We start from the raw sequence: 18,422 nt of genomic DNA, 5'->3' as shown, positions 1-18,422 counted from the left end.
GGCGGGATGTTAAAGTTCTCAGCTCAAATTCGAATGGCCTCCGAGGTCCGGCAGCCTGGATCAGGAACACAACGCGAATTGGAAACCAGCGGTCAGAATTGCAAACCGTTGGCAGCCCGATGCGCTGGCGTCGCAGCGGAAAAAAGAATAATATCAGATAGTTAATTGGTGGGTGTGCACAGGATCGAACTGTGGACCCGCTGATTAAGAGTCAGCTGCTCTACCAACTGAGCTACACACCCACACCGCCGGGAAACCCAGCGTCGGCGGGCATATAGCCGCCGGTTTCGGCGATGTCCAGCCCTGCCGGATCATTTCCCGACAAATCGACACGGCATGATCCCGAAAAGTGGATTCCGGTTTTCGGAAAAGATCATGCTCGCTCAAAAAAAGCCGCACCGGTCAGACGAACAACTTGCCTTCCGCGACCCGGATCGCATGGCCGCCGATGCGCGCCGAGGCCAGTTTTCCGCCGTCGACATTGAGCTCGAGGCGGATGCGCGAAGGCCGGCCCATTTCCAGCCCCTGCTCGATCCAGAGCTGTGAGATTCCGTCCGTTGGACCATCGAAATGCATGATGGTGCCGGCAAAGGCGGCCGCGGCCGAGCCGGTCGCCGGGTCCTCGTACGAGGGATTGCCAGGCACGATCATGCGGACATGGAAGGCGCTGTCGTGATGCACCCTGTCGCGGCAATAGACATAGGGGCTGGCAAAGGCCCATTCGCTCTTGCGCGGCGCGAGTTCCGACCAGGCCTGGTTGTCCAGCCTGACTTTTGCGGCCGCTTCGAGGCCGGAGACCGGAATGGTGACGTAGGGCACGCCGGCCGACCAGAAGGAAACGCGGTGATTCTCGAAGCCGATCTCGTGCGGAGCAAGACCGAGCGCCGCGCCGATCATTTCCGGGTCGGCGACGAGTTCCAGGCGCTCCGGCAGTTTCGCCAGGTCGAACTCCGCGAAAATGGCGCCATCATGCTTGCTCACCGCGCAACGCACAGGGCCGATGTTTTCTTCCAGCACAAAGATGCCTGTCGTCTCGCCTTTCAGCTCCGCAAGCGCGATAGCCGAACCGACCGTCGGGTGGCCGGCGAACGGCATCTCGTAGTCGGGCGTGAAGATACGGATACGGTTGCTGTGCTTGGGATTTTCGGGCGGCAGCACGAAAACCGTCTCGGACAGGTTGAATTCGCGTGCGATCGCCTGCATGGCGGCCGTGTCCAGCCCCTCGCTGTCGAGCACCACGGCGACCGGATTCCCGGCCAGCCGCTCGGTCGTGAACACATCGTAAAGCAAGTAGCTGCGCGCCATCGAGAAAGCCTTCCGCCTCGCTCCGAATCTTCCGCCTCAATCCCAACATGAGGGAAATTTAATTTGAAATTCGAACCTTAAGGCATGATTTGTGCACAAATAGGGACATCAATTCTTCGCTATAGGGGTCCGGGGTGGACCAGGTTGTCAATCCGCCAAAGGCGGAATCCGATACTTCCATCGAGGCAGCTCTCGGGCTCGACCGCAAAGGCATGATCCGCAAGCGCCGTCGCGGCTGGCTCTACGCGCTGCTGGCGCTGGCGGTCGTGGCGGTCGTGATTGGCGTCTACCGTTGGAACGCCGCCGCCCCGCCCCGGATCGAATACACGACCGCTCCGGCGACGGTCGCCGACCTCACCGTCCAGGTGTCGGCGACCGGCACGCTTCAGCCGTTGACGCAGGTCGACATCTCCAGCGAGCTGTCCGGCATCGTCCGCTCGGTCGCGGTCAGCGAAAACCAGCAGGTCAAGAAGGGCGACGTGCTGGCGACGCTCGACACCGCCAAGCTCGAGGTCCAGATCGAACGCGCCACCGCCTCGGCCAAGGCGGCAGCGGCGGCCGTGGAGGATGCCAAAGTCACGCTGCAGGAAAACGAGAAAGCGGTGGTCCGCGCGAGCGCGCTTACCAAGCGCGGCATGGCGACGGACCAGTCGCTCGAAGCTGCGACCGCGACGCGCGACCGCTCCAAGGCGGCGCTCGACAGCGCCGAAGCCAACCTCGCCATCGCTGAGGCCGATCTCAAGGCGCAGCAGACCGACCTTGCCAAGAGCACGATCTATGCCCCGATCGACGGCATCGTGCTCACGCGCTCGGTCGATCCCGGCCAGACGGTCGCCTCCTCGCTGCAGGCGCCGGTGCTGTTCGTCATCGCAGCCGACTTGCGGAACATGGAGCTGCAGGCGGCGGTGGACGAGGCCGATATCGGCCAGGTCAAACCCGGCCAGCATGCCCGCTTCACCGTCGACGCTTTTCCGGACCGTCCCTTCGACGCCGAGATCCGCGACATCTCCTACGCCTCGGTCACCACCGACGGCGTCGTCACCTACAATGCCCGGCTTGAAGTCGACAACGGCGGGCGTCTGCTCAGGCCCGGAATGACCGCCACCGTCGCGGTGGTGACCAGGCAGGCCAAGGGTGTGCTGACCGTGCCGGCCACCGCCTTCCGCTATCGTCCGGCCGAACAGGCGGCCCGCGGCTGGAGCTTGCGCGACCTGTTCACCGGCCGCATGGGCCGTCCCAACCGGCAGCGTGAGGCGACAAAGACGCCGACGGACGGCTCACGCACGATCTATGTGCTGGAAAACGGGCGGCCGCATGCCGTCAACGTCAGGATCGGCTCGACCGACGGCGAATTGACCGAGATCACGTCCGGCCTCGACCAGGGCGCCGAGGTCATCACCGGCTCGCAGCAGCGGAGCTGATCCGTGTCCGCTCCCCTGCTCATCACCTTCGACAAGGTCTGGAAGAGCTATGGCGAGGGCGAGGCGCGCGTGGACGCGCTTGCCGGCGTCGATCTTGCGATACGCCGCGGCGAGTTCGTCGCCATCATGGGACCGTCCGGCTCTGGCAAGTCGACCGCCATGAACGTCATCGACTGTCTCGACACGCCGACGGCCGGAACCTACCGCTTCATGGGCGTCGATGCCGGCAGGCTCGACCGCAACCGCCGTGCCGTGCTGCGCAACCTCTATGTCGGCTTCGTCTTCCAGGGCTATAATCTCCTGCCCCGCACCACGGCGGCCGAGAATGTCGAGCTGCCGCTGATCTATCGCGGTGTTTCCGCTCGCGAACGCCGCGATCTCGCAATGCACGCGCTGGCCGAGGTCGGACTTGTCGGCCGGGAGCACCATACGCCGGCCGAACTCTCGGGCGGTCAGCAGCAGCGCGTTGCGATCGCGCGCGCCATCGTCACCAAGCCGACGTTGCTCGTCGCCGACGAGCCCACGGGAAATCTCGACACGGCACGCACGCACGAGATCATGCACCTGCTGACCAGGCTCAATGCCGAACTCGGCCTCACCATCGTCATGGTCACGCACGAGGCCGATGTCGCGGAGTATGCCAGCCGCACCGTGCGCTTCCTCGACGGCCATGTCGCCTCGGACGCAGCAAAAGCCGAGGCCGCATGATCTGGGAGACCGTCCGCCTTTCGCTGATTTCCATCCGCAGGAACGTGCTGCGCTCGTTCCTGACCCTGCTTGGCATCGTCATCGGCGTGGCGGCTGTCATCGCCATGCTCACCATCGGTTCCGGCACCACCGAGAAGGTCAAGGCCGATATCTCGAAGCTCGGCAGCAATCTTCTGGTCGTGCGCTCCGGCCGACCCGCCGGACCGGGCGGACCGGGCGGGCTCGACCAGGCCACCCGCCCCCTCGCCGACAAGGACCTTGCGGCGCTCGTCGCCCATCTCAGCGGCGCCCGCGCCATCGCCCCGGCCTCGCAAAAGCAGGTGCGCGTCATCTTCGGCACGGAAAGCCTGACGTCGGGCGTGACCGGCACCGACAGCGCCTATCTCGACGCGCGCGACTGGAAACTGGTTTCCGGCCGCCCGTTCAGTGATTCCGAGACCCGCGCCGGCGCTGGGGTGTGCCTGATCGGCGAGACAGTGCGCCAGCAGTTCTTCGGCGCCGGCGATCCGGAGGGCGAGATCATCCGTGTCAACCGCACCTCGTGCAGGATCGTCGGCCTGCTGGAACCGAAGGGCTATACCGGCTTCGGCCAGGACCAGGACAACGTCGTGCTGATGCCTCTTGCCGCCTATCAGCGGCGCATCGCCGGCAACCGCGACATCGACAACATTTACATCGCTGCCGACAACAGCACGCCGACCACCGAACTGCAGCCGCGCGTCGAGGACATCCTGCGTGACACGCGCCGCATCACGCCGGACCGCGATCCCGATTTCTCGATCCGCGACATGACCCAGATCGCCGACGCGATGGCCAGCGCCACCACCACCATGACCGGCATGCTGGGCGCGGTCGCCGGCGTCAGCCTGCTGGTCGGTGGCATCGGCATCATGAACATCATGCTGGTGTCCGTCACCGAACGCACGCGCGAGATCGGCATCAGGCTGGCGATCGGCGCGCATGAGAAGCACATCCTCATCCAGTTCCTGGTCGAGGCGACCGTGCTGTCGTTGCTTGGCGGCATCATCGGCATCCTGATCGGGCTTGCGCTCGCCGGCCTTGCCTCGGCGACGTTGACCATACCCTTTGCGCCGAGCCCGGCAGTCATCCTGCTCGCCGTCGGTTTCTCGGCGCTGATCGGCGTGGTGTTCGGCTTCTTCCCGGCGCTGCGCGGCGCAAGGCTCGACCCGATCGATGCGCTGAGGCATGAATAGGCTGCGTCCTTGGGTTGCAGAGCCCGTCAAAACGGAAGCCGCGCATTCTCCTTGACCTCCTTCATGACGAAGAAGGTTCGGGTCTGCCGGACGCCCGGCAGCGCGATCAGCTTCTGCCCGTGAAGCTTGTTGAAATCCGCCATGTCCCGAACTCTTATCTTCAGCAGATAATCGAAGTCGCCCGCCACCAGATTGCAATCCAGCACCTCCTTGAGCTTGAGCGCGGCCTCTTCGAAGGCGGCGAAGCTTTCCGGGGTGGAACGGTCGAGCACGACGCCGACCATCACCAGCGCGCCAAGCCCTACCGCGGCGGGCGCGATCTCCGCCCTGACCCCGGTGATATAGCCCTCTTCGAACAGGCGCTGCGTGCGCCGGTGGCATGTGGCGGCGCTGACATTCACGCGAGCCGCGAGCTCCGCATTGGTCAACCGTCCCTCGGCCTGAAGGACCCGCAGGATCTTGACGTCGATGCGGTCGAGAGCTGAAGTGGAAGATTCTTCCATTTGAGCGGTTTTCAATGAACGATTACCGCAATCTTAGCGCATTTTCTTGTAGAACAGCAAAAATCCTGAGAGAACCTTCGAGAGCACCTTTCGCTCTAATTCGTCTATCCTCTGCCTATCGAAAGAACGACCATGGCGGAGGCAAATCGATGTCACTTCTCGAAAAGTTTGAACGGTATCCGCTGACCTTCGGCCCGACGCCGATCGAGCATCTGCCGCGTCTGAGCGCGGCGTTGGGCGGGAAGGTGCAGGTCTACGCAAAGCGAGATGATTGCAATTCCGGGCTCGCCATGGGCGGGAACAAGCTGCGAAAGCTCGAGTATATCGTGCCGGACGCTATTCGCACCGGTGCCGACACGCTGGTATCGATCGGCGGCGTCCAGTCGAACCATACGCGCCTGGTCGCGGCGACGGCGGCCAAGATCGGCATGAAGTGCGTGGTGATCCAGGAAAAATGGGTCCCGCACTATGATGCGGTCTACGACCGGGTCGGCAACATCCTGCTGACGCGTCTGATGGGCGCGGACAGCCGGCTTGTCGACGACGGCTTCGATATCGGCATCCGCAAAAGCTGGGAGGATGCAATCCAGTCGGTGAAGGACGCAGGCGGCAAGCCCTATCCGATCCCGGCCGGCGCCTCGGTGCATAAGTTCGGCGGGTTGGGCTATGTCGGTTTCGCCGAGGAGGTGGCCAGGCAGGAAACCGAGCTTGGCTTTGCTTTCGACTACATCATCGTGTGCGTCGTGACCGGCTCGACGCAGGCCGGCATGATCGTTGGCTTCGCCGCGCAAGGCCGCGCCGACCGCGTGATCGGGATCGATGCCTCGGGAACGCTCGCCCAGACCCGTGCCCAGGTCCGCCGCATCGTCGACGACACCGCCGCCCTTGTCGGGCTGGGCCGCGCCGTGCGCGACGACGAAATCGTGATCAATCCCGACTATGCCTATCCGGCCTATGGCGTTCCCTCGGAGGCGACGAATGACGCGATCCGGCTGGCGGCGCGCACGGAGGCCATGATCACCGATCCGGTCTATGAGGGGAAGTCGATGCAGGGCCTGATCGATCTGGCCAGGAAAGGCTTCTTCCCCGAAGGTTCGAGAATTCTTTACGCGCATCTTGGCGGCGCGCCCGCCATCAATGGCTACAGCTACTATTACAAGGACGATGGCCCAGCTACAGTCCTCGCGGGCAAGCCCGGCGTCCCGGCGGTCGCGCCGGATGACGCGTTGGCTCCAATCTTTCCATAGTCCGGCTTCCGTCCAGGTGGCAGGCCGGCGATGGGTTGACGGGGCGCGGGAGTATTTTCGCGCGCCCCTGCAAGGTAACATTAAAGGTCGGAGTTCTCGTCGCTCTCCGCAAAATGCCATTCGATGAGCGGCTTCATATGGCCCATCAGCCCGTCCGGTAGATCATCGGCGCTGCGGATGACGACCGGAGCTTCGATTTCGGGTTCGGTTTCGGCGGCAACGAAATCACTGATGCGCCGCACGATTTCATCGGCCGGCTCGGCGACCCGGTAGCGACGGAAGATCACCGTGCCGTTCGCTGTCGAAAGCGCGTAACAGCGCCGTCCGCGCTGAGCCGCCGACAGGTCGAGCCCTGTCTCCTCGCCCACTTCGCGGATCATGTTGAAGTCGACATCGACGAGGCCGTCGCGGAAATCGATCGGCTCGAAGGAGCCGGCGGCGAAATAGACGCGGCCGGCGTTCACCGTATGCGAGCCCATGCGGATCGCCACCAGCGCATTGTCGCCGGCAACCAGCACGGCATGCGCATAGGCATGCTCGGCGCCGCTCCGCTCACGGTTTTTGCGCCAGAGCATGAAGGTCGAATACTTCACGGCATGGCAGCGGCCGACAAGCCGGCTGTCGCGATAGGCGAGCGCCGAAAGCAGCACCACGGTGCCATCGTAGAGCGCCGGCTTTGCTGCCATTTCGCGCTGCCAGTTTTCGGCAATCGCTGCCTCGTTGTCGCGCTCGAAGGGATGAGAATTTGAGTCGAGCCGTACGTCGACCTCGTCGACGGGCAGAATGACGTTGCGTGGCAGGTCGAAACTCACGGGCTCACGCCATGTCCAGGTTGATCACCACCGGGCAATGGTCGGAGGCCTTCGGCCTGTCCCAGCCGGCACGCGGGAAACGTTCGACTTCCTGCCCCGGCGGAAAGATGGTGCGCCAGGGCTGGCCGTTGCGGATGATGTCCGGAACCGCCGTCGCGTTCTTCGCGGCAAACGCTTTCGACAGCAGGATATAGTCGAGCTGGCAGAGATGCCGCTCTTCCGGTCCACGTGTGTGGTAGAAACTCCAGCGATCCATCTCCGGCCGCCGCTCGACGACATTTTCGCAGAACCCGCCGGCGGTCAGAACGCTGATAGCGGACTGGGCTTCGTCGACCACCTCGAAGCGATAGCCGTCGAAGCTGTCACCTTCGATCTTCACGCGCTGGCGATAGTCGTTCATGTCGCCGCAGATCGCCCAGCGCTTGTCCGCCGCATGATCCTTGCCGAAACGCTCCTCGATGATACGGCGCACGGCCTGCGCCTCGGCGATGCGCAGCGGCATCGTCGCCTCGCGGCCGTCGAGCCCGTTGCGCGGCGAACCCATCGATTTGAAATGCACCAGATAAAGCGTCAGCGGCACGCCGCCTACCGTCACGTCGATTTCCAGACAGTCGCGCCTGAAGATACGCTCGTTGGCCAGGAACCCGAGCGCCGCCAGTTCCGGCGTGAACAGGTCGAACTGCTCGAACGTGACATAAGCGTGGCTGGTCATGCGCACGAACTCGATCGGCTGGCCCTGCGCGGTCTCGCTGCGCATCATCACCGCGACATCGATGCCGCGGGCGTCATTGCCGGTGGTGGTGAATTTCTGGCGGTAGCCCTGCCCGATCATCTTGAAGAGATAGCCATATTCGAAGGCCTTCAGCGCCTCGATGTTGTCGACCTCCTGCATGCAGATGATGTCGGCGCGGGTTGCCGCTATGGCGAGCGCCGTCAGTTGGCGGGTATCGTCGGACTGGGCGATGGCGCGCGCCTGTTCCAGCAGCCTGTATTCGGCCTCGCTCTGGATGTCGAACAGCGCCAGCGTACGGTCCTCGTTGAGCTGGTTGCGATAGCCGGAAAAATCGAACCTGTTCATCAGGTTCTCGACGTTGAAGGTGGCGAGGCGCAGCGACATGGCCGAGACCTTTGCCCGCAAGCGACGGCGAGCACAAGAGCCAGGCGCATGCCCGTCATGGTTGACGGAACCTTTCCGTTCATCTTCCGTTCAGACGAAAAGTTCCATCAATAGGCCCATTCCCGGGGTGTTTCTGGGCGTGGGGCCTTTACTCCTTGGAGAGTGAAATGAAACCGCTCTTGTCTTCCCTCGGATCCGGGTTGATGACCTTGGGTCTTCTTGCGGGCTTGGCGGTGCCGTCGATTGCCGGCCCGATCCTGCAGCCCGATCTTTCGACCGCGACCAATGCGACCGCGCCGCAAATCATCCCGGTCCGTGACGAATGGGCCGGCGGCAACAACTACTCGCCGCAGATGTATGACTGGCGCTGGCGGCGCGGTGGCGAGTGGCGCGGCCGCGACTTCAGGTGGCGCGGCGACAACTTCCGCAGCCGCCATTTCTCCCGCAACTGGGATGGCGGCGATTGGAATGGCGACTGGCGCTGGCGCCATCACCGCCATCATCGGCATTTCAATGATGGTGACGCCGCCCTGCTTGGCTTAGGCCTCGGCCTGGGCCTGGGCAGCTTGGCCTACGGCAACTACTACGATCCCTACTATTATGATCCCTATCCGCGCTACTACCAGCCGCGGCGCATCTACCGGACCGAGCGGCTGTCCAGGGCCCATGTCCAATGGTGCTATGACCGCTACCGCTCGTATCGGGCCTGGGACAACACGTTCCAGCCTTACTATGGCCCGCGCCGGCAGTGCATTTCGCCCTATATCTGAGCCCGTCGACAGGAAGAATGAAACGGCGCCCATCGCGGCGCCGTTTCTATTTCGGCAAAAAGAGATCGCTTGCGGGGGCAATGTAACCCTAAATTTAGCAGGGACATCTATCCGTGATGCGGTGCCACCGCATGACGATCGTCATGTTGCGATCCGTTAGGACTTGCCCGCCATGGCTGAGAACGAGTCGAGAGACAAGCACCGGCAACGCGTGCTGAAAGGCGCGGCGATTCTGACCGGCGTCAACAATTCCGAAGTCAAATGCACGGTGCGCAACATGCATCCCGGCGGCGCCGAACTGAAGGTGCCGGTCGAGGCGCGCGTGCCCGACGAATTCCTGCTTTACGTGCCGACCGACGGCATCGGCTACAAGGCGGTCGTCCGCTGGCGCCGGGAGGACCGTATCGGCGTCGAGTTCACCGGCACCGAGCCGAAACCGCGCTGGCATTATGGTTGAGCATGAAAACGCCGGCGGATCGCTCCGCCGACTTTGATGTTTCACGCGGGAAGTCTGATGACATTCGCCCTGCCGAGTCAGCTGGTGCGGGTTTCGAGAACCGCAGCGGAGCGGACTTGAAGTCCGTGAGCACCGGAAGCGCAAAAACCTGCAGCAGGCCGGCAGGGTAGAATTGGCGCAGGCTTCCTAGTTCTTCGCCTTGTCGACCAGCTTGTTCTTGGCGATCCACGGCATCATCGCGCGGAGCTTCGCGCCGACTTCCTCGATCTGGTGGCTGTCGTTCATGCGGCGGATGCCTTTGAAGCGCGACAGGCCGGCGCGATACTCCTGCATCCACTCCGAGGTGAACTTGCCGGTCTGGATGTCCTTCAGGATACGCTTCATCTCGGCCTTGGTGTCGGCGGTGATGATGCGCGGGCCCGAGACATATTCGCCCCATTCGGCGGTGTTCGAGATCGAGTAGTTCATGTTGGCGATGCCGCCCTCATAGATCAGGTCGACGATCAGCTTCACTTCGTGCAGGCACTCGAAATAGGCCATTTCCGGCGCGTAGCCGGCTTCCACCAGCGTCTCGAAACCGGCGCGGATCAACTCGACCAGGCCGCCGCACAGCACCACCTGCTCGCCGAACAGGTCGGTCTCGCATTCCTCGCGGAAGTTGGTCTCGATGATGCCTGAGCGGCCGCCGCCGACGCCGCATGCGTAGGAGAGCGCGAGGTCGAGCGCGTTGCCCGAGGCATCGTGGTTGACGGCCACCAGGCACGGCACGCCGCCGCCCTTCTGGTATTCGCCGCGCACCGTGTGGCCAGGGCCCTTCGGCGCGATCATGACGACGTCGACCGAGGCCTTCGGCTCGATCAGGCCGAAATGCACGTTGAGGCCGTGCGCGAAGGCGATCGCGGCGCCATCGCGGATGTTCGGCGCGATCTCGTTCTTATAGATGTCAGCCTGCAATTCGTCAGGCGTCGCCATCATCATCAGGTCGGCCCACTTGGCGGCATCCGCCACGCTCATCACCTTGAGCCCGTCGGCCTCGACCTTCTTGGCGGTCGCCGAGCCGGCCTTCAGACCGATGGCGATCTCCTTGACGCCGGAATCCTTGAGGTTGAGCGCATGTGCCCGGCCCTGGCTGCCATAGCCGATGATGGCGACCTTCTTGCCCTTGATCAGATTGAGATCGGCGTCACGATCGTAATAGACACGCATTTCGTCTTCCTTCCCGTTTTTGAAGATCAGAGCATGATGCCGAAAAGTGTGAAGCGGTTTTCGGACGACATCATGCTCTATCTCTTTGATTTGGAGCCGGATTCAGATTTCAGGTCGACCTGACCTGAAATCATCCGGCTCCAGGGCCTGGCGGCCGGTTATTTGCTCTCCCGGTTCTTGATCCGTAAAGAGCGAGAAACTGGTGCGTCGCGCGCGCGGCATCGCCGCCGATCGTCGCCTCGGTCAACTGCAGTCGGTCGCCGAGCAGAAGCCTCATCTGCACGTCGCGGGCGACCAGCCCGAAAAAGGTCCGGAACGCCGTCTCGGCGTCGTCGAAGTCGAGCAGGCCGGCCTCGCGTCCCGCTTCCAGCACCGGCTTCAGGCGCCTGGCCAGCGCGAAACGCCCATTCTGTAGTACGATAGCGCCAAGGTCATCTTTCCCGGAACCGGCATGGCCGACCGCGACGCGGTTCAGCGCGACGGACGTATCGCTGGAGATCACCCGCAGCCAGTCGGAGGCGAAGCGTTCGAGGCTTGCCGTCAGCGAGGCAAGGGTGAGGCCCTTGCGGTCGACCGGCGCTACACGCACCTTCGAGGCCTGCCACTGCACCGTTGCGGTGAGCAGCCCGTCCCGGTCGCCGAACCATTTGTAGAGCGTTTCCTTGGAACAGCTTGCTCGCCGCGCCACCGCGGTCATGGTGAGGTTGTCGCCCTCCTCGACCAGCAGGCGAAGTGCTGCGTCCAGAACGGCCTGCTGCCGCTCGGTCAGTCCTTCGCTATTGTCGATGTCGGCGCCGGTCTGCAACACGTTCTATCCGTTCTCGGCTACCTCTAGGGCGTACCGTACGTTACGGTTCGGCTTATTGCGCATTCCGGCTTCCGATGCAAGGGGCCATTGCCGAAAAGTCGAGACGGCCGGATCCGGAAAAGACCTCGCGGCTAGTGCATGTCGCTAGAAGTGTGCAGCGGTTCTGCGACAGCGACATGCATCAAAACAAAGACCAAAGCGCGTCGCCCGAATCCGTCTCAGCGCGACGCGCCTTAGTCCCCGATCGGCGGATCGCGCAGCCGACCGAGCAAGCTGGCCAGCACCTCCAACTCCTTGGCGGAAAGCTTGTCGCCCATCAAATCGGCGATGGCCGCGCCATAGACCGCCCAGATGCGGCGGCGCATCTCCCGGCCACTTGGCGTTATGCGCACGGTCTGGCCGCGGCCGTCATCCGAGACTGGCAGCTTTTCCACCAGGCCGTCCACTTCCAGCCGGGCCAGCAGCCGCGAGACGTTGTACTGCGCCAAAAGCACGCGATCGATCAGCTCGAATGGACGCAAGCCACCCTCGCCCGCCTCGGCAAGCTCGTGCAGCACGTCATACCAGGCGAGCGGCGGCAGGCCGCCGGCCTTCAAGATATCCTCGGTCTTCTCGACCAGTTGGCGCGACACGCGCAGCAGGCGGCCCCAGGTTTTGACAGCACCGGGCGAAGGAGATTTCTTCGTCATCGACGGACTCTATTCGATAGATGCAATTGCATCAAGATTGACGATCGATGCAGATGCATCCATATAGATGCAATTGCATCGATAAGGAGTTCTCCGATGAAACACGAAATCTGTAAAGTGGCCGACATCCCGCAGACCGGCAGCCTGGTCGCGCCTTTCTTCGGCCGCGAGGTCCATGTCTGGCGCAGCGGCGAGCGCATCCGCGCCGCGGCCAATGCCTGCCTGCATTTCGGCGGGCCGCTCGATTGCAAGGACGGCACATTTGTCTGCCAGTGGCACGGCGCCCGCTTCGACATGGAAAGCGGCGAGCGCCTCGAAGGCCCGGCGCCGAAAGGCTCGCGCCTGATGTTCCTGTCGACCCGCGTCGAGAACGGCGCGCTGAACTATGTCTGGGGAGAGTGAGATGACCGCCAGGCTAACCCTCGTCAGCCATCACCTTTGCCCCTACGTCCAGCGCGCGGCGATCTCGCTCGCCGAGAAAGGCGTGCCGTTCGAGCGGGTCAATGTCGATCTTTCCAGCAAGCCGGACTGGTTCAAGGCCATCTCGCCGCTCGGCAAGGTGCCGCTGCTCCGCGTCCGGCATGGCGGCGGCGAAGAAGTCATTTTCGAATCCGCCGTCATCCTGGAATTCCTCGAGGAGACGGAGGCGAATCCCCTGCATCCGGCCGATCCGCTCATGCGGGCCAGGCATCGCGCCTGGATCGAGTTCGGCTCGGCCATCCTCAACGCCATCGGCCGTTTCTACTCGGCGGCAGATGAGGCTGCTTTCGTCACGGAAAGCAAAGCGCTGTCGGAAATGTTTGCGCGCGTGGAGGCGGAGCTTGCAGCCAGGCAAAGCGGCCCGTGGTTCGCCGGCGACCGCTTCTCGCTGGTCGACGCCGTCTACGGGCCGATCTTCCGCTATTTCGACACCTTCGACCGCATCGGCGATTTCGGCATTCTCGACGACAAGCCTCTCGTTCGGGCTTGGCGCGAGGCCTTGACCAAACGGCAATCGGTCAGGGAAGCGGTCGGCGCCGACTATCCGCGACGGCTGCACGCCTTCCTGCGGGCAAAGGGATCTTACCTATCCGAGATCATCCGGCTCCAGGTCACTGAAACTCCGCAAGCCCGATCGGCTTGAACGGGTCGATCACCGTACCAGTGACCATGGCGGCGAGGAATTGCGGTCCCGGCGGAATCCTTGCCGCTATTGCCACCAATCGATCGCGCCTCAGGCCCGGAAGGAGGCATCGAAAGCGGCCCGCGCATCGCGCACCGCGTCATGGTTGAGTTCGGCCCATTGGACGAGCTGATAGAGGGGAACGAACATCGATCGCCCAAGATCGGTCAGGCTGTACTCGACGCTCGGTGGCTTAGTGGGGAACACCTCGCGATGCACATAGCCGTCGCGCTGCAGCTCATGCAGTGTCTGGGTGAGCATGCGCTGCGAGATGTCGGGAACCAGCCGCCGCAGCTCGCCGAAGCGATAGGGCTTCTCCGCAAGCGCCATCACCAGCAAGGGGCTCCATTTGCCGTTGATGCCCTGGATGACGTCGCGAACCGGGCAGTCGGCGAAATTGGCGCCCTGCGTCATGGCTTTGTAGATCTCGATCTTGGATTTCAGATTGACGATCTTGCTGTCCATGGCGACGTCCCTTGAGCCGAATACGGCCAGCCCGATAGTTCCCTGGCTGTGCCTACCTCCCGAAAAACTGCCTTCTTTACGGCCTGGGGTCAATTCCTATTTTAGCGCTGGTCTCTTTTTGAGACTGACAACCGCACCCGCCCTTCGGCGCAATTTTCAGGAACCTCCCATGACCGAAACCCTCCTCGTCACCGGCGCTTCCGGCCATCTCGGCCGCGCCGTGATCAACCATCTGCTCGATGCGCAGAAAGTCGCGCCGGCGAACATCGTCGCCACCACGCGCAATCCCGAAAACCTCGCTGACCTGGCAGCCCTCGGCGTTGTCGTCAGGGCGGCCGACTTCGACGATCCGGCCTCGCTGGAGAATGCATTCAAAGGCGCGGACCGGGTGCTGATCGTGTCGACCGGCGAGCTCGACTTGAGAAGCGACCGTCGCTTGAGGCAACATCAGGCGGCGGTCGCCGCGGCCAAGGCGGCCGGCGTCTCGCATCTGCTCTACACCTCGATGCCCAACCCTGAACCGATCTCGCCGGTGCTGTTCGCCGGCGATCACTACGGTACCGAGCAGGCCATCAAGGCGAGTGGGATCCCCCACACCATCTTCCGCAATAGCTGGTATCAGGAGAACCTGTTCCTGGCGCTGCCGCACGCCATTTCGTCCGGCAAGTGGTACAGCTCGGCCGCCGACGGCCGCATCGCCCATGGCGCGCGCGACGACATGGCGGCCGCCATTGCCGCAGGCCTCGCTTCCGGCTCCAAGGAAAGCCAAATCTACACGCTGACCGGCCCGCAGGCCTACACGACAAAGGAAATTGCCGCACTGGTGAGCGAAGTCACCGGCAAGCCGCTGGAGGTCATCCAGGTGCCTGACGAGGCGCTGACGGAGGGCGTCAAGGCGGCGGGGCTTCCAGAGGACTTTGCCCGCATCATCGTGTCCTTCGACGCCAACACGCGCTCCGGCCGCATCGGGATGGTGACCGATACGGTCGAGACGCTGTCGGGCCGCAAGCCGCAAACGCTGAAGCAGTTCCTCGAAGCGAACAAGGCCGCCTTGCTCGGCTGAAACCAGAGCAATTCCAGGAGAACTGCGTGGCGGTTTTCCGTCCGGAATTGCGTAAAAACAGATGGTTAGAGCAGTTCAGCGATCTGAAGCTGAATTGCTCTAACGCTGCCAGGATGCAGTGAGCGCCGAGGAAGCCGGATCCGCCGGTTACAAGCACCAACTCACCGCTCATGCCTCCCGTCCCTTACGCGTTGCAAGCCCTCAAATGGCGACCTGCGTGCCGATCTCGACAACGCGCCCGGTCGGGATCTGGAAATACTCTGTCGCGTCCGCCGCCGTCTTCGCCAAACCTATGAACAGCCTGTCCTGCCATATCGGCATGCCGGAATTGGGCGATGCCTTCAGCGAGCGCCGCGACAGGAAGAAGGACGTCGTCATGATATCGAACTTCCAGCCCTGCTTGCGGCAGATCGCGAGCGCGCGCGGGATGTTCGGCTGCTCCATATAGCCGAAGGTGAGCGTCACCCGCATGAACAGCTCGTTGACGGTCTCCATCTTCACGCGCTCGCTGTCGGGCACCACCGGCTGCGGCGCCGTCACGACCGAGAGGATGACGTTCTGTTCGTGCAGAACCTTGTAGTGCTTCAGGCTGTGCATCAGCGCCGTCGGTGCGCTGAGAGGGTCGCTCGTCAGGAACACCGCGGTTCCCGACACCAGTTGCGGCTTCTTTTTCAGAAGGTTCGCCGCCAGGAAGTCGAGCGGGATCTCGTTGCGGCGCGTCTTGTCGAAGAGATAACGGCTGCCGCGCACCCAGGTCCACATGCCGAGGATGATGGCGAAGGCCACAGCCAGCGAAGACCAGCCGCCCTCGAACACCTTGATGATATTGGAAGCGAAGAAACCGATATCGATGAGCGCGAATACTGCCGTCAGCACGACCGCCGGCCAGATGTTCCACTTCCAGATGCGCGTCATGACGACGAACAGCAGCGTCGTCGTCACCAGCATGTTGCCCGTCACCGAGATGCCGTAGGCCGAGGCAAGTCTGCTGGACGCGCCGAAGCCGACCACCAGCAGCATCACCACAAGCGCCAGCAGCATGTTGACGCGCGGCATGTAAACTTGCCCGGACTGTTTCTCCGACGTGTGCAGGATTTCGAGACGCGGCAGCATGTTGAGTTGCACAGCCTGCCTGGCTAGCGAATAGGCGCCGGAGATCACCGCCTGGCTGGCAATCACGGTCGCCGCCGTCGCCAGCGCCACCATGGGGATGAGGGCCCAGCCCTCGTTCATCTCGAAGAACGGATGGCCGACGGTGCCACCCTTGGCAAGCACGTAGGCACCCTGCCCGGCATAATTCAAAAGCAGGCACGGAAATACGATCGCCAGCCACGCCAGCACGATCGGCTTGCGGCCGAAATGGCCAAGGTCGGCATAGAGCGCCTCGGCGCCGGTGACCGCCAGGAACACCGCGCCGATGGTCACGAAGGAAACGTCGGGTGAATTGATCAGGAAGGCGACAATGTAGTGCGGGCTGATCGCCCACAGAATCTCGGGGTCGTCGATAATATGATTGAGGCCGGAAAGGCCGATGGCCAGGAACCATAGCGCGGTGACCGGACCGAATACGAGGCCGACGCCGCCCGTGCCGAACCGCTGCACGGCAAACAGCATGGCAAGGACGAGCAGTGTCAGCGGCACGACATAGGGCTGGAAGGTAGGTGTTACGACCTCCAGACCTTCGACCGCCGAAAGCACCGAGATAGCGGGCGTGATCACCGCGTCGCCGAAGAACAGCGACGCCCCGATGATGCCGATGCCGAGGATGATAGCCGAGCGCGTGGGGAAACTGCCGCGCACCAGCGCCATCAGCGAGAGCACGCCGCCTTCACCGCGGTTGTCAGCGCGCAGCACGAACATGATGTATTTTATCGTGACCGTGATAGTCAGCGACCAGATGATCAGCGACAGCACGCCAAGGATGTCGCCACGGGTGGCCACATCGCCGCCGGACGAAGCATGCAATGCCTCGCGCAACGCGTAGATCGGGCTGGTCCCGATATCGCCATAGACCACACCGAGCGCGCCAAGCATCAGCATCTTGGTGCTGTGCTGCTCGACTTCAGTATGGCTCGATTGGTCGACGGGTTCTGCCTCACTACCACTATTGGTAAGGGCCATAAACGACACTCCGATAAACGCGCGGTGCTCTACGCTTGCTGCGATGCAATATCAAGTGCCGCAACGTGATGGCTCCCATGCCTGTCACGCTCAGCTCCCGGAGCTACCATCCACAGGCCTTCAAGAAACGTCCCACCGTGCGGGCCATGCCATACTCCAGGGCATCGGCTGTCAACCCATGTCCGATCGATACTTCGGCCAATGCCGGGATACGCTTGGCAAGCGCCGGCAGATTGTCCACGGTCAGATCGTGCCCGGCATTGACCTGAAGCCCTGCCGCGAAAGCCGCGTCGGCGGTTTTTCCCAGTTTTTCCAATTCTTTCGCGGCCTTGGCGGAATCGGAATGGCAACTGCCATACGGGCCGGTGTAGAGCTCGATCCGGTCCGCGCCGGTATCGCGCGCGGCATTCACGCCGGCCGGATCGGCATCGGAAAACAGCGACACGCGAAAACCGCCCTTCTTCAGCCGCTTGACGATCGGCGTCAGGAACGCGGCCTGGGCGACGAAGTCCCAGCCATGATCCGAGGTCGCTTGCGCCGGATCGTCGGGCACCAGCGTAACTTGTTCCGGCTGATGCTTTTCGACAAGCGCCAGGAAGTCCTCGGTCGGATAGCCTTCGATGTTGAATTCCGCGTCCGGAAACTCGTCGTCGATCAGCGCCCTGATCTCCGGCAGGTCGGAATGCCTAGTATGCCGCTCGTCGGGACGCGGATGCACCGTCAGCCCATGCGCGCCGGCTGCCAGCGCGATGCGGCCAAGCCCCGTGACGCTCGGCCACGGCAGGTCGCGGCGGTTGCGCAGCATGGCGACAGCGTTGAGGTTGACCGAAAGCTTTGCGGGCATGAATTGGCGTCCCTATGGTTTTGGCGCGCATCTATAGCGCCTTTGCAGGGAACAGATAGAGGGTTTCCGGTGTTCCAGAGGACCAAGTGACGGCCAACGCAAGGGTTTGCCAGTGAATTTCCTCGAAGCCGTGCCGGCGATACGCCGCATCGACACCAATCGCGACGCGCTTTTCGCCATCGACGTCGTCGGCGATGTTTCGCCGGCGGACGCGGAAAACCTGTTCGGCCTGCTCGAAGCAGCCTATGCCCTGCACCCGAGGATCGACGTGCTGGTGCGACTGACCGACGAGGAGAGCGTCGATTGGGCCAACATTTCGGAAAAGACGCTGAGGCAAGGTGTGGCCGACGCGCTGGAGCATGTCGTCCGCTGCGCGGCCATCGGCGAGCCACGCTGGGCATCTTTTGCCACGGGCTTGTTCCCGAAGCCTTTGCCGTTCGAATTCAGGCGCTTTGGCAGCGAGGACGAACAAGCCGCCTGGCGATGGCTTGGCGCAAGACCGGCATGACA

Annotated in this window: 20 protein-coding genes and 1 tRNA gene; 10 read left to right on the top strand and 11 right to left on the bottom strand. The window is 63.0% G+C overall.

Annotated features, from left to right (window positions below):
• Positions 1 to 166 precede the first annotated feature (166 nt).
• Positions 167 to 242, bottom strand: a tRNA-Lys gene (locus EJ070_RS21750).
• 160 nt (positions 243 to 402) lie between these two features.
• A complete protein-coding gene (locus EJ070_RS21745; RefSeq protein WP_126093185.1) occupies positions 403 to 1,305 on the bottom strand; it encodes a PhzF family phenazine biosynthesis protein in 903 nt (300 codons plus the stop codon).
• A gap of 134 nt (positions 1,306 to 1,439) precedes the next feature.
• Here EJ070_RS21745 and EJ070_RS21740 point away from each other — a divergent pair, with 134 nt between their 5' ends.
• Genes EJ070_RS21740 through EJ070_RS21730 form a run of 3 tightly spaced genes read left to right on the top strand, consistent with a single transcriptional unit; the run spans position 1,440 to position 4,648 of the window.
• The gene (locus EJ070_RS21740; RefSeq protein WP_126093184.1) at positions 1,440 to 2,726 is read left to right on the top strand and encodes an efflux RND transporter periplasmic adaptor subunit; all 1,287 of its coding nucleotides are present in this window, start codon (positions 1,440 to 1,442) and stop codon (positions 2,724 to 2,726) included.
• A 3-nt stretch (positions 2,727 to 2,729) separates the two neighbouring features.
• Positions 2,730 to 3,434 (top strand): ABC transporter ATP-binding protein, encoded by a 705-nt coding sequence (locus tag EJ070_RS21735; protein ID WP_126093183.1) that lies wholly within the window; start codon positions 2,730 to 2,732, stop codon positions 3,432 to 3,434.
• Positions 3,431 to 4,648, top strand: a complete 1,218-nt coding sequence (locus EJ070_RS21730) for an ABC transporter permease (RefSeq protein ID WP_126093182.1) — start codon at positions 3,431 to 3,433, stop codon at positions 4,646 to 4,648. The genes EJ070_RS21735 and EJ070_RS21730 overlap by 4 nt, the downstream gene beginning before the upstream one ends.
• 26 nt (positions 4,649 to 4,674) lie before the next feature.
• On the opposite strand, the gene EJ070_RS21725 is transcribed toward EJ070_RS21730, so the two are convergent.
• Entirely contained in the window at positions 4,675 to 5,151 is a 477-nt protein-coding gene (locus EJ070_RS21725) for an Lrp/AsnC ligand binding domain-containing protein (RefSeq protein ID WP_126093181.1), read from the bottom strand.
• Positions 5,152 to 5,300: 149 nt separating this feature from the next.
• Between EJ070_RS21725 and EJ070_RS21720 the strand changes: the two genes are divergently transcribed.
• A complete protein-coding gene (locus EJ070_RS21720) occupies positions 5,301 to 6,398 on the top strand; it encodes a 1-aminocyclopropane-1-carboxylate deaminase (RefSeq protein WP_245464641.1) in 1,098 nt (365 codons plus the stop codon).
• 80 nt (positions 6,399 to 6,478) lie between these two features.
• On the opposite strand, the gene EJ070_RS21715 is transcribed toward EJ070_RS21720, so the two are convergent.
• Together EJ070_RS21715 and EJ070_RS21710 are read right to left on the bottom strand one after the other, a co-directional pair.
• Positions 6,479 to 7,210 (bottom strand): hypothetical protein, encoded by a 732-nt coding sequence (locus tag EJ070_RS21715; RefSeq protein ID WP_126093180.1) that lies wholly within the window; start codon positions 7,208 to 7,210, stop codon positions 6,479 to 6,481.
• Between the two features lie 4 nt (positions 7,211 to 7,214).
• A complete protein-coding gene (locus tag EJ070_RS21710) occupies positions 7,215 to 8,327 on the bottom strand; it encodes an endonuclease/exonuclease/phosphatase family protein (protein WP_126093179.1) in 1,113 nt (370 codons plus the stop codon).
• 167 nt (positions 8,328 to 8,494) lie between these two features.
• Here EJ070_RS21710 and EJ070_RS21705 point away from each other — a divergent pair, with 167 nt between their 5' ends.
• Positions 8,495 to 9,097: a BA14K family protein gene (locus EJ070_RS21705; protein ID WP_126093178.1), complete on the top strand. Its 603-nt coding sequence runs from the start codon at positions 8,495 to 8,497 to the stop codon at positions 9,095 to 9,097.
• Between the two features lie 172 nt (positions 9,098 to 9,269).
• A complete protein-coding gene (locus EJ070_RS21700) occupies positions 9,270 to 9,554 on the top strand; it encodes a PilZ domain-containing protein (RefSeq protein ID WP_126093177.1) in 285 nt (94 codons plus the stop codon).
• Positions 9,555 to 9,740: 186 nt separating this feature from the next.
• On the opposite strand, the gene ilvC is transcribed toward EJ070_RS21700, so the two are convergent.
• The 3 genes from ilvC to EJ070_RS21685 all read right to left on the bottom strand — a co-directional run bounded on the left by ilvC (position 9,741) and on the right by EJ070_RS21685 (position 12,257).
• The gene (gene ilvC / locus EJ070_RS21695; protein WP_126093176.1) at positions 9,741 to 10,760 is read right to left on the bottom strand and encodes a ketol-acid reductoisomerase; all 1,020 of its coding nucleotides are present in this window, start codon (positions 10,758 to 10,760) and stop codon (positions 9,741 to 9,743) included.
• Positions 10,761 to 10,890: 130 nt separating this feature from the next.
• On the bottom strand, positions 10,891 to 11,568 hold the full coding sequence (locus tag EJ070_RS21690; protein WP_126093175.1) for a TetR/AcrR family transcriptional regulator: 678 nt from the start codon (positions 11,566 to 11,568) through the stop codon (positions 10,891 to 10,893).
• Positions 11,569 to 11,801: 233 nt separating this feature from the next.
• The gene (locus EJ070_RS21685) at positions 11,802 to 12,257 is read right to left on the bottom strand and encodes a MarR family winged helix-turn-helix transcriptional regulator (RefSeq protein WP_126093174.1); all 456 of its coding nucleotides are present in this window, start codon (positions 12,255 to 12,257) and stop codon (positions 11,802 to 11,804) included.
• Positions 12,258 to 12,353: 96 nt separating this feature from the next.
• Here EJ070_RS21685 and EJ070_RS21680 point away from each other — a divergent pair, with 96 nt between their 5' ends.
• A complete protein-coding gene (locus tag EJ070_RS21680) occupies positions 12,354 to 12,659 on the top strand; it encodes a Rieske (2Fe-2S) protein (RefSeq protein WP_126093173.1) in 306 nt (101 codons plus the stop codon).
• A gap of 1 nt (position 12,660) precedes the next feature.
• Positions 12,661 to 13,380, top strand: a complete 720-nt coding sequence (locus tag EJ070_RS21675) for a glutathione S-transferase family protein (protein WP_189349994.1) — start codon at positions 12,661 to 12,663, stop codon at positions 13,378 to 13,380.
• Positions 13,381 to 13,470: 90 nt separating this feature from the next.
• Here EJ070_RS21675 and EJ070_RS21670 read toward each other — a convergent pair whose 3' ends face one another.
• Entirely contained in the window at positions 13,471 to 13,884 is a 414-nt protein-coding gene (locus EJ070_RS21670) for a helix-turn-helix domain-containing protein (RefSeq protein WP_126093171.1), read from the bottom strand.
• Positions 13,885 to 14,053: 169 nt separating this feature from the next.
• Between EJ070_RS21670 and EJ070_RS21665 the strand changes: the two genes are divergently transcribed.
• Positions 14,054 to 14,947, top strand: a complete 894-nt coding sequence (locus EJ070_RS21665; RefSeq protein ID WP_126093170.1) for an SDR family oxidoreductase — start codon at positions 14,054 to 14,056, stop codon at positions 14,945 to 14,947.
• A gap of 201 nt (positions 14,948 to 15,148) precedes the next feature.
• On the opposite strand, the gene EJ070_RS21660 is transcribed toward EJ070_RS21665, so the two are convergent.
• Both EJ070_RS21660 and EJ070_RS21655 read right to left on the bottom strand, forming a co-directional pair.
• Positions 15,149 to 17,068 (bottom strand): potassium transporter Kup, encoded by a 1,920-nt coding sequence (locus EJ070_RS21660; RefSeq protein ID WP_126093169.1) that lies wholly within the window; start codon positions 17,066 to 17,068, stop codon positions 15,149 to 15,151.
• 103 nt (positions 17,069 to 17,171) lie between these two features.
• The gene (locus EJ070_RS21655) at positions 17,172 to 17,912 is read right to left on the bottom strand and encodes a pyridoxine 5'-phosphate synthase (protein ID WP_126093168.1); all 741 of its coding nucleotides are present in this window, start codon (positions 17,910 to 17,912) and stop codon (positions 17,172 to 17,174) included.
• A 112-nt stretch (positions 17,913 to 18,024) separates the two neighbouring features.
• On the opposite strand from EJ070_RS21655, the gene EJ070_RS21650 reads away from it, so the two are divergent.
• Positions 18,025 to 18,420 carry an STAS/SEC14 domain-containing protein gene (locus EJ070_RS21650; protein WP_126093167.1) on the top strand — a complete coding sequence of 132 codons (396 nt, stop codon included), beginning with the start codon at positions 18,025 to 18,027 and terminating at the stop codon, positions 18,418 to 18,420.
• The last annotated feature ends 2 nt before the right edge of the window (positions 18,421 to 18,422 follow it).

This window comes from Mesorhizobium sp. M1E.F.Ca.ET.045.02.1.1 (genome assembly GCF_003952485.1).
GTDB lineage: Bacteria > Pseudomonadota > Alphaproteobacteria > Rhizobiales > Rhizobiaceae > Mesorhizobium.
This window is presented reverse-complemented; position numbering and strand designations above follow the sequence as displayed.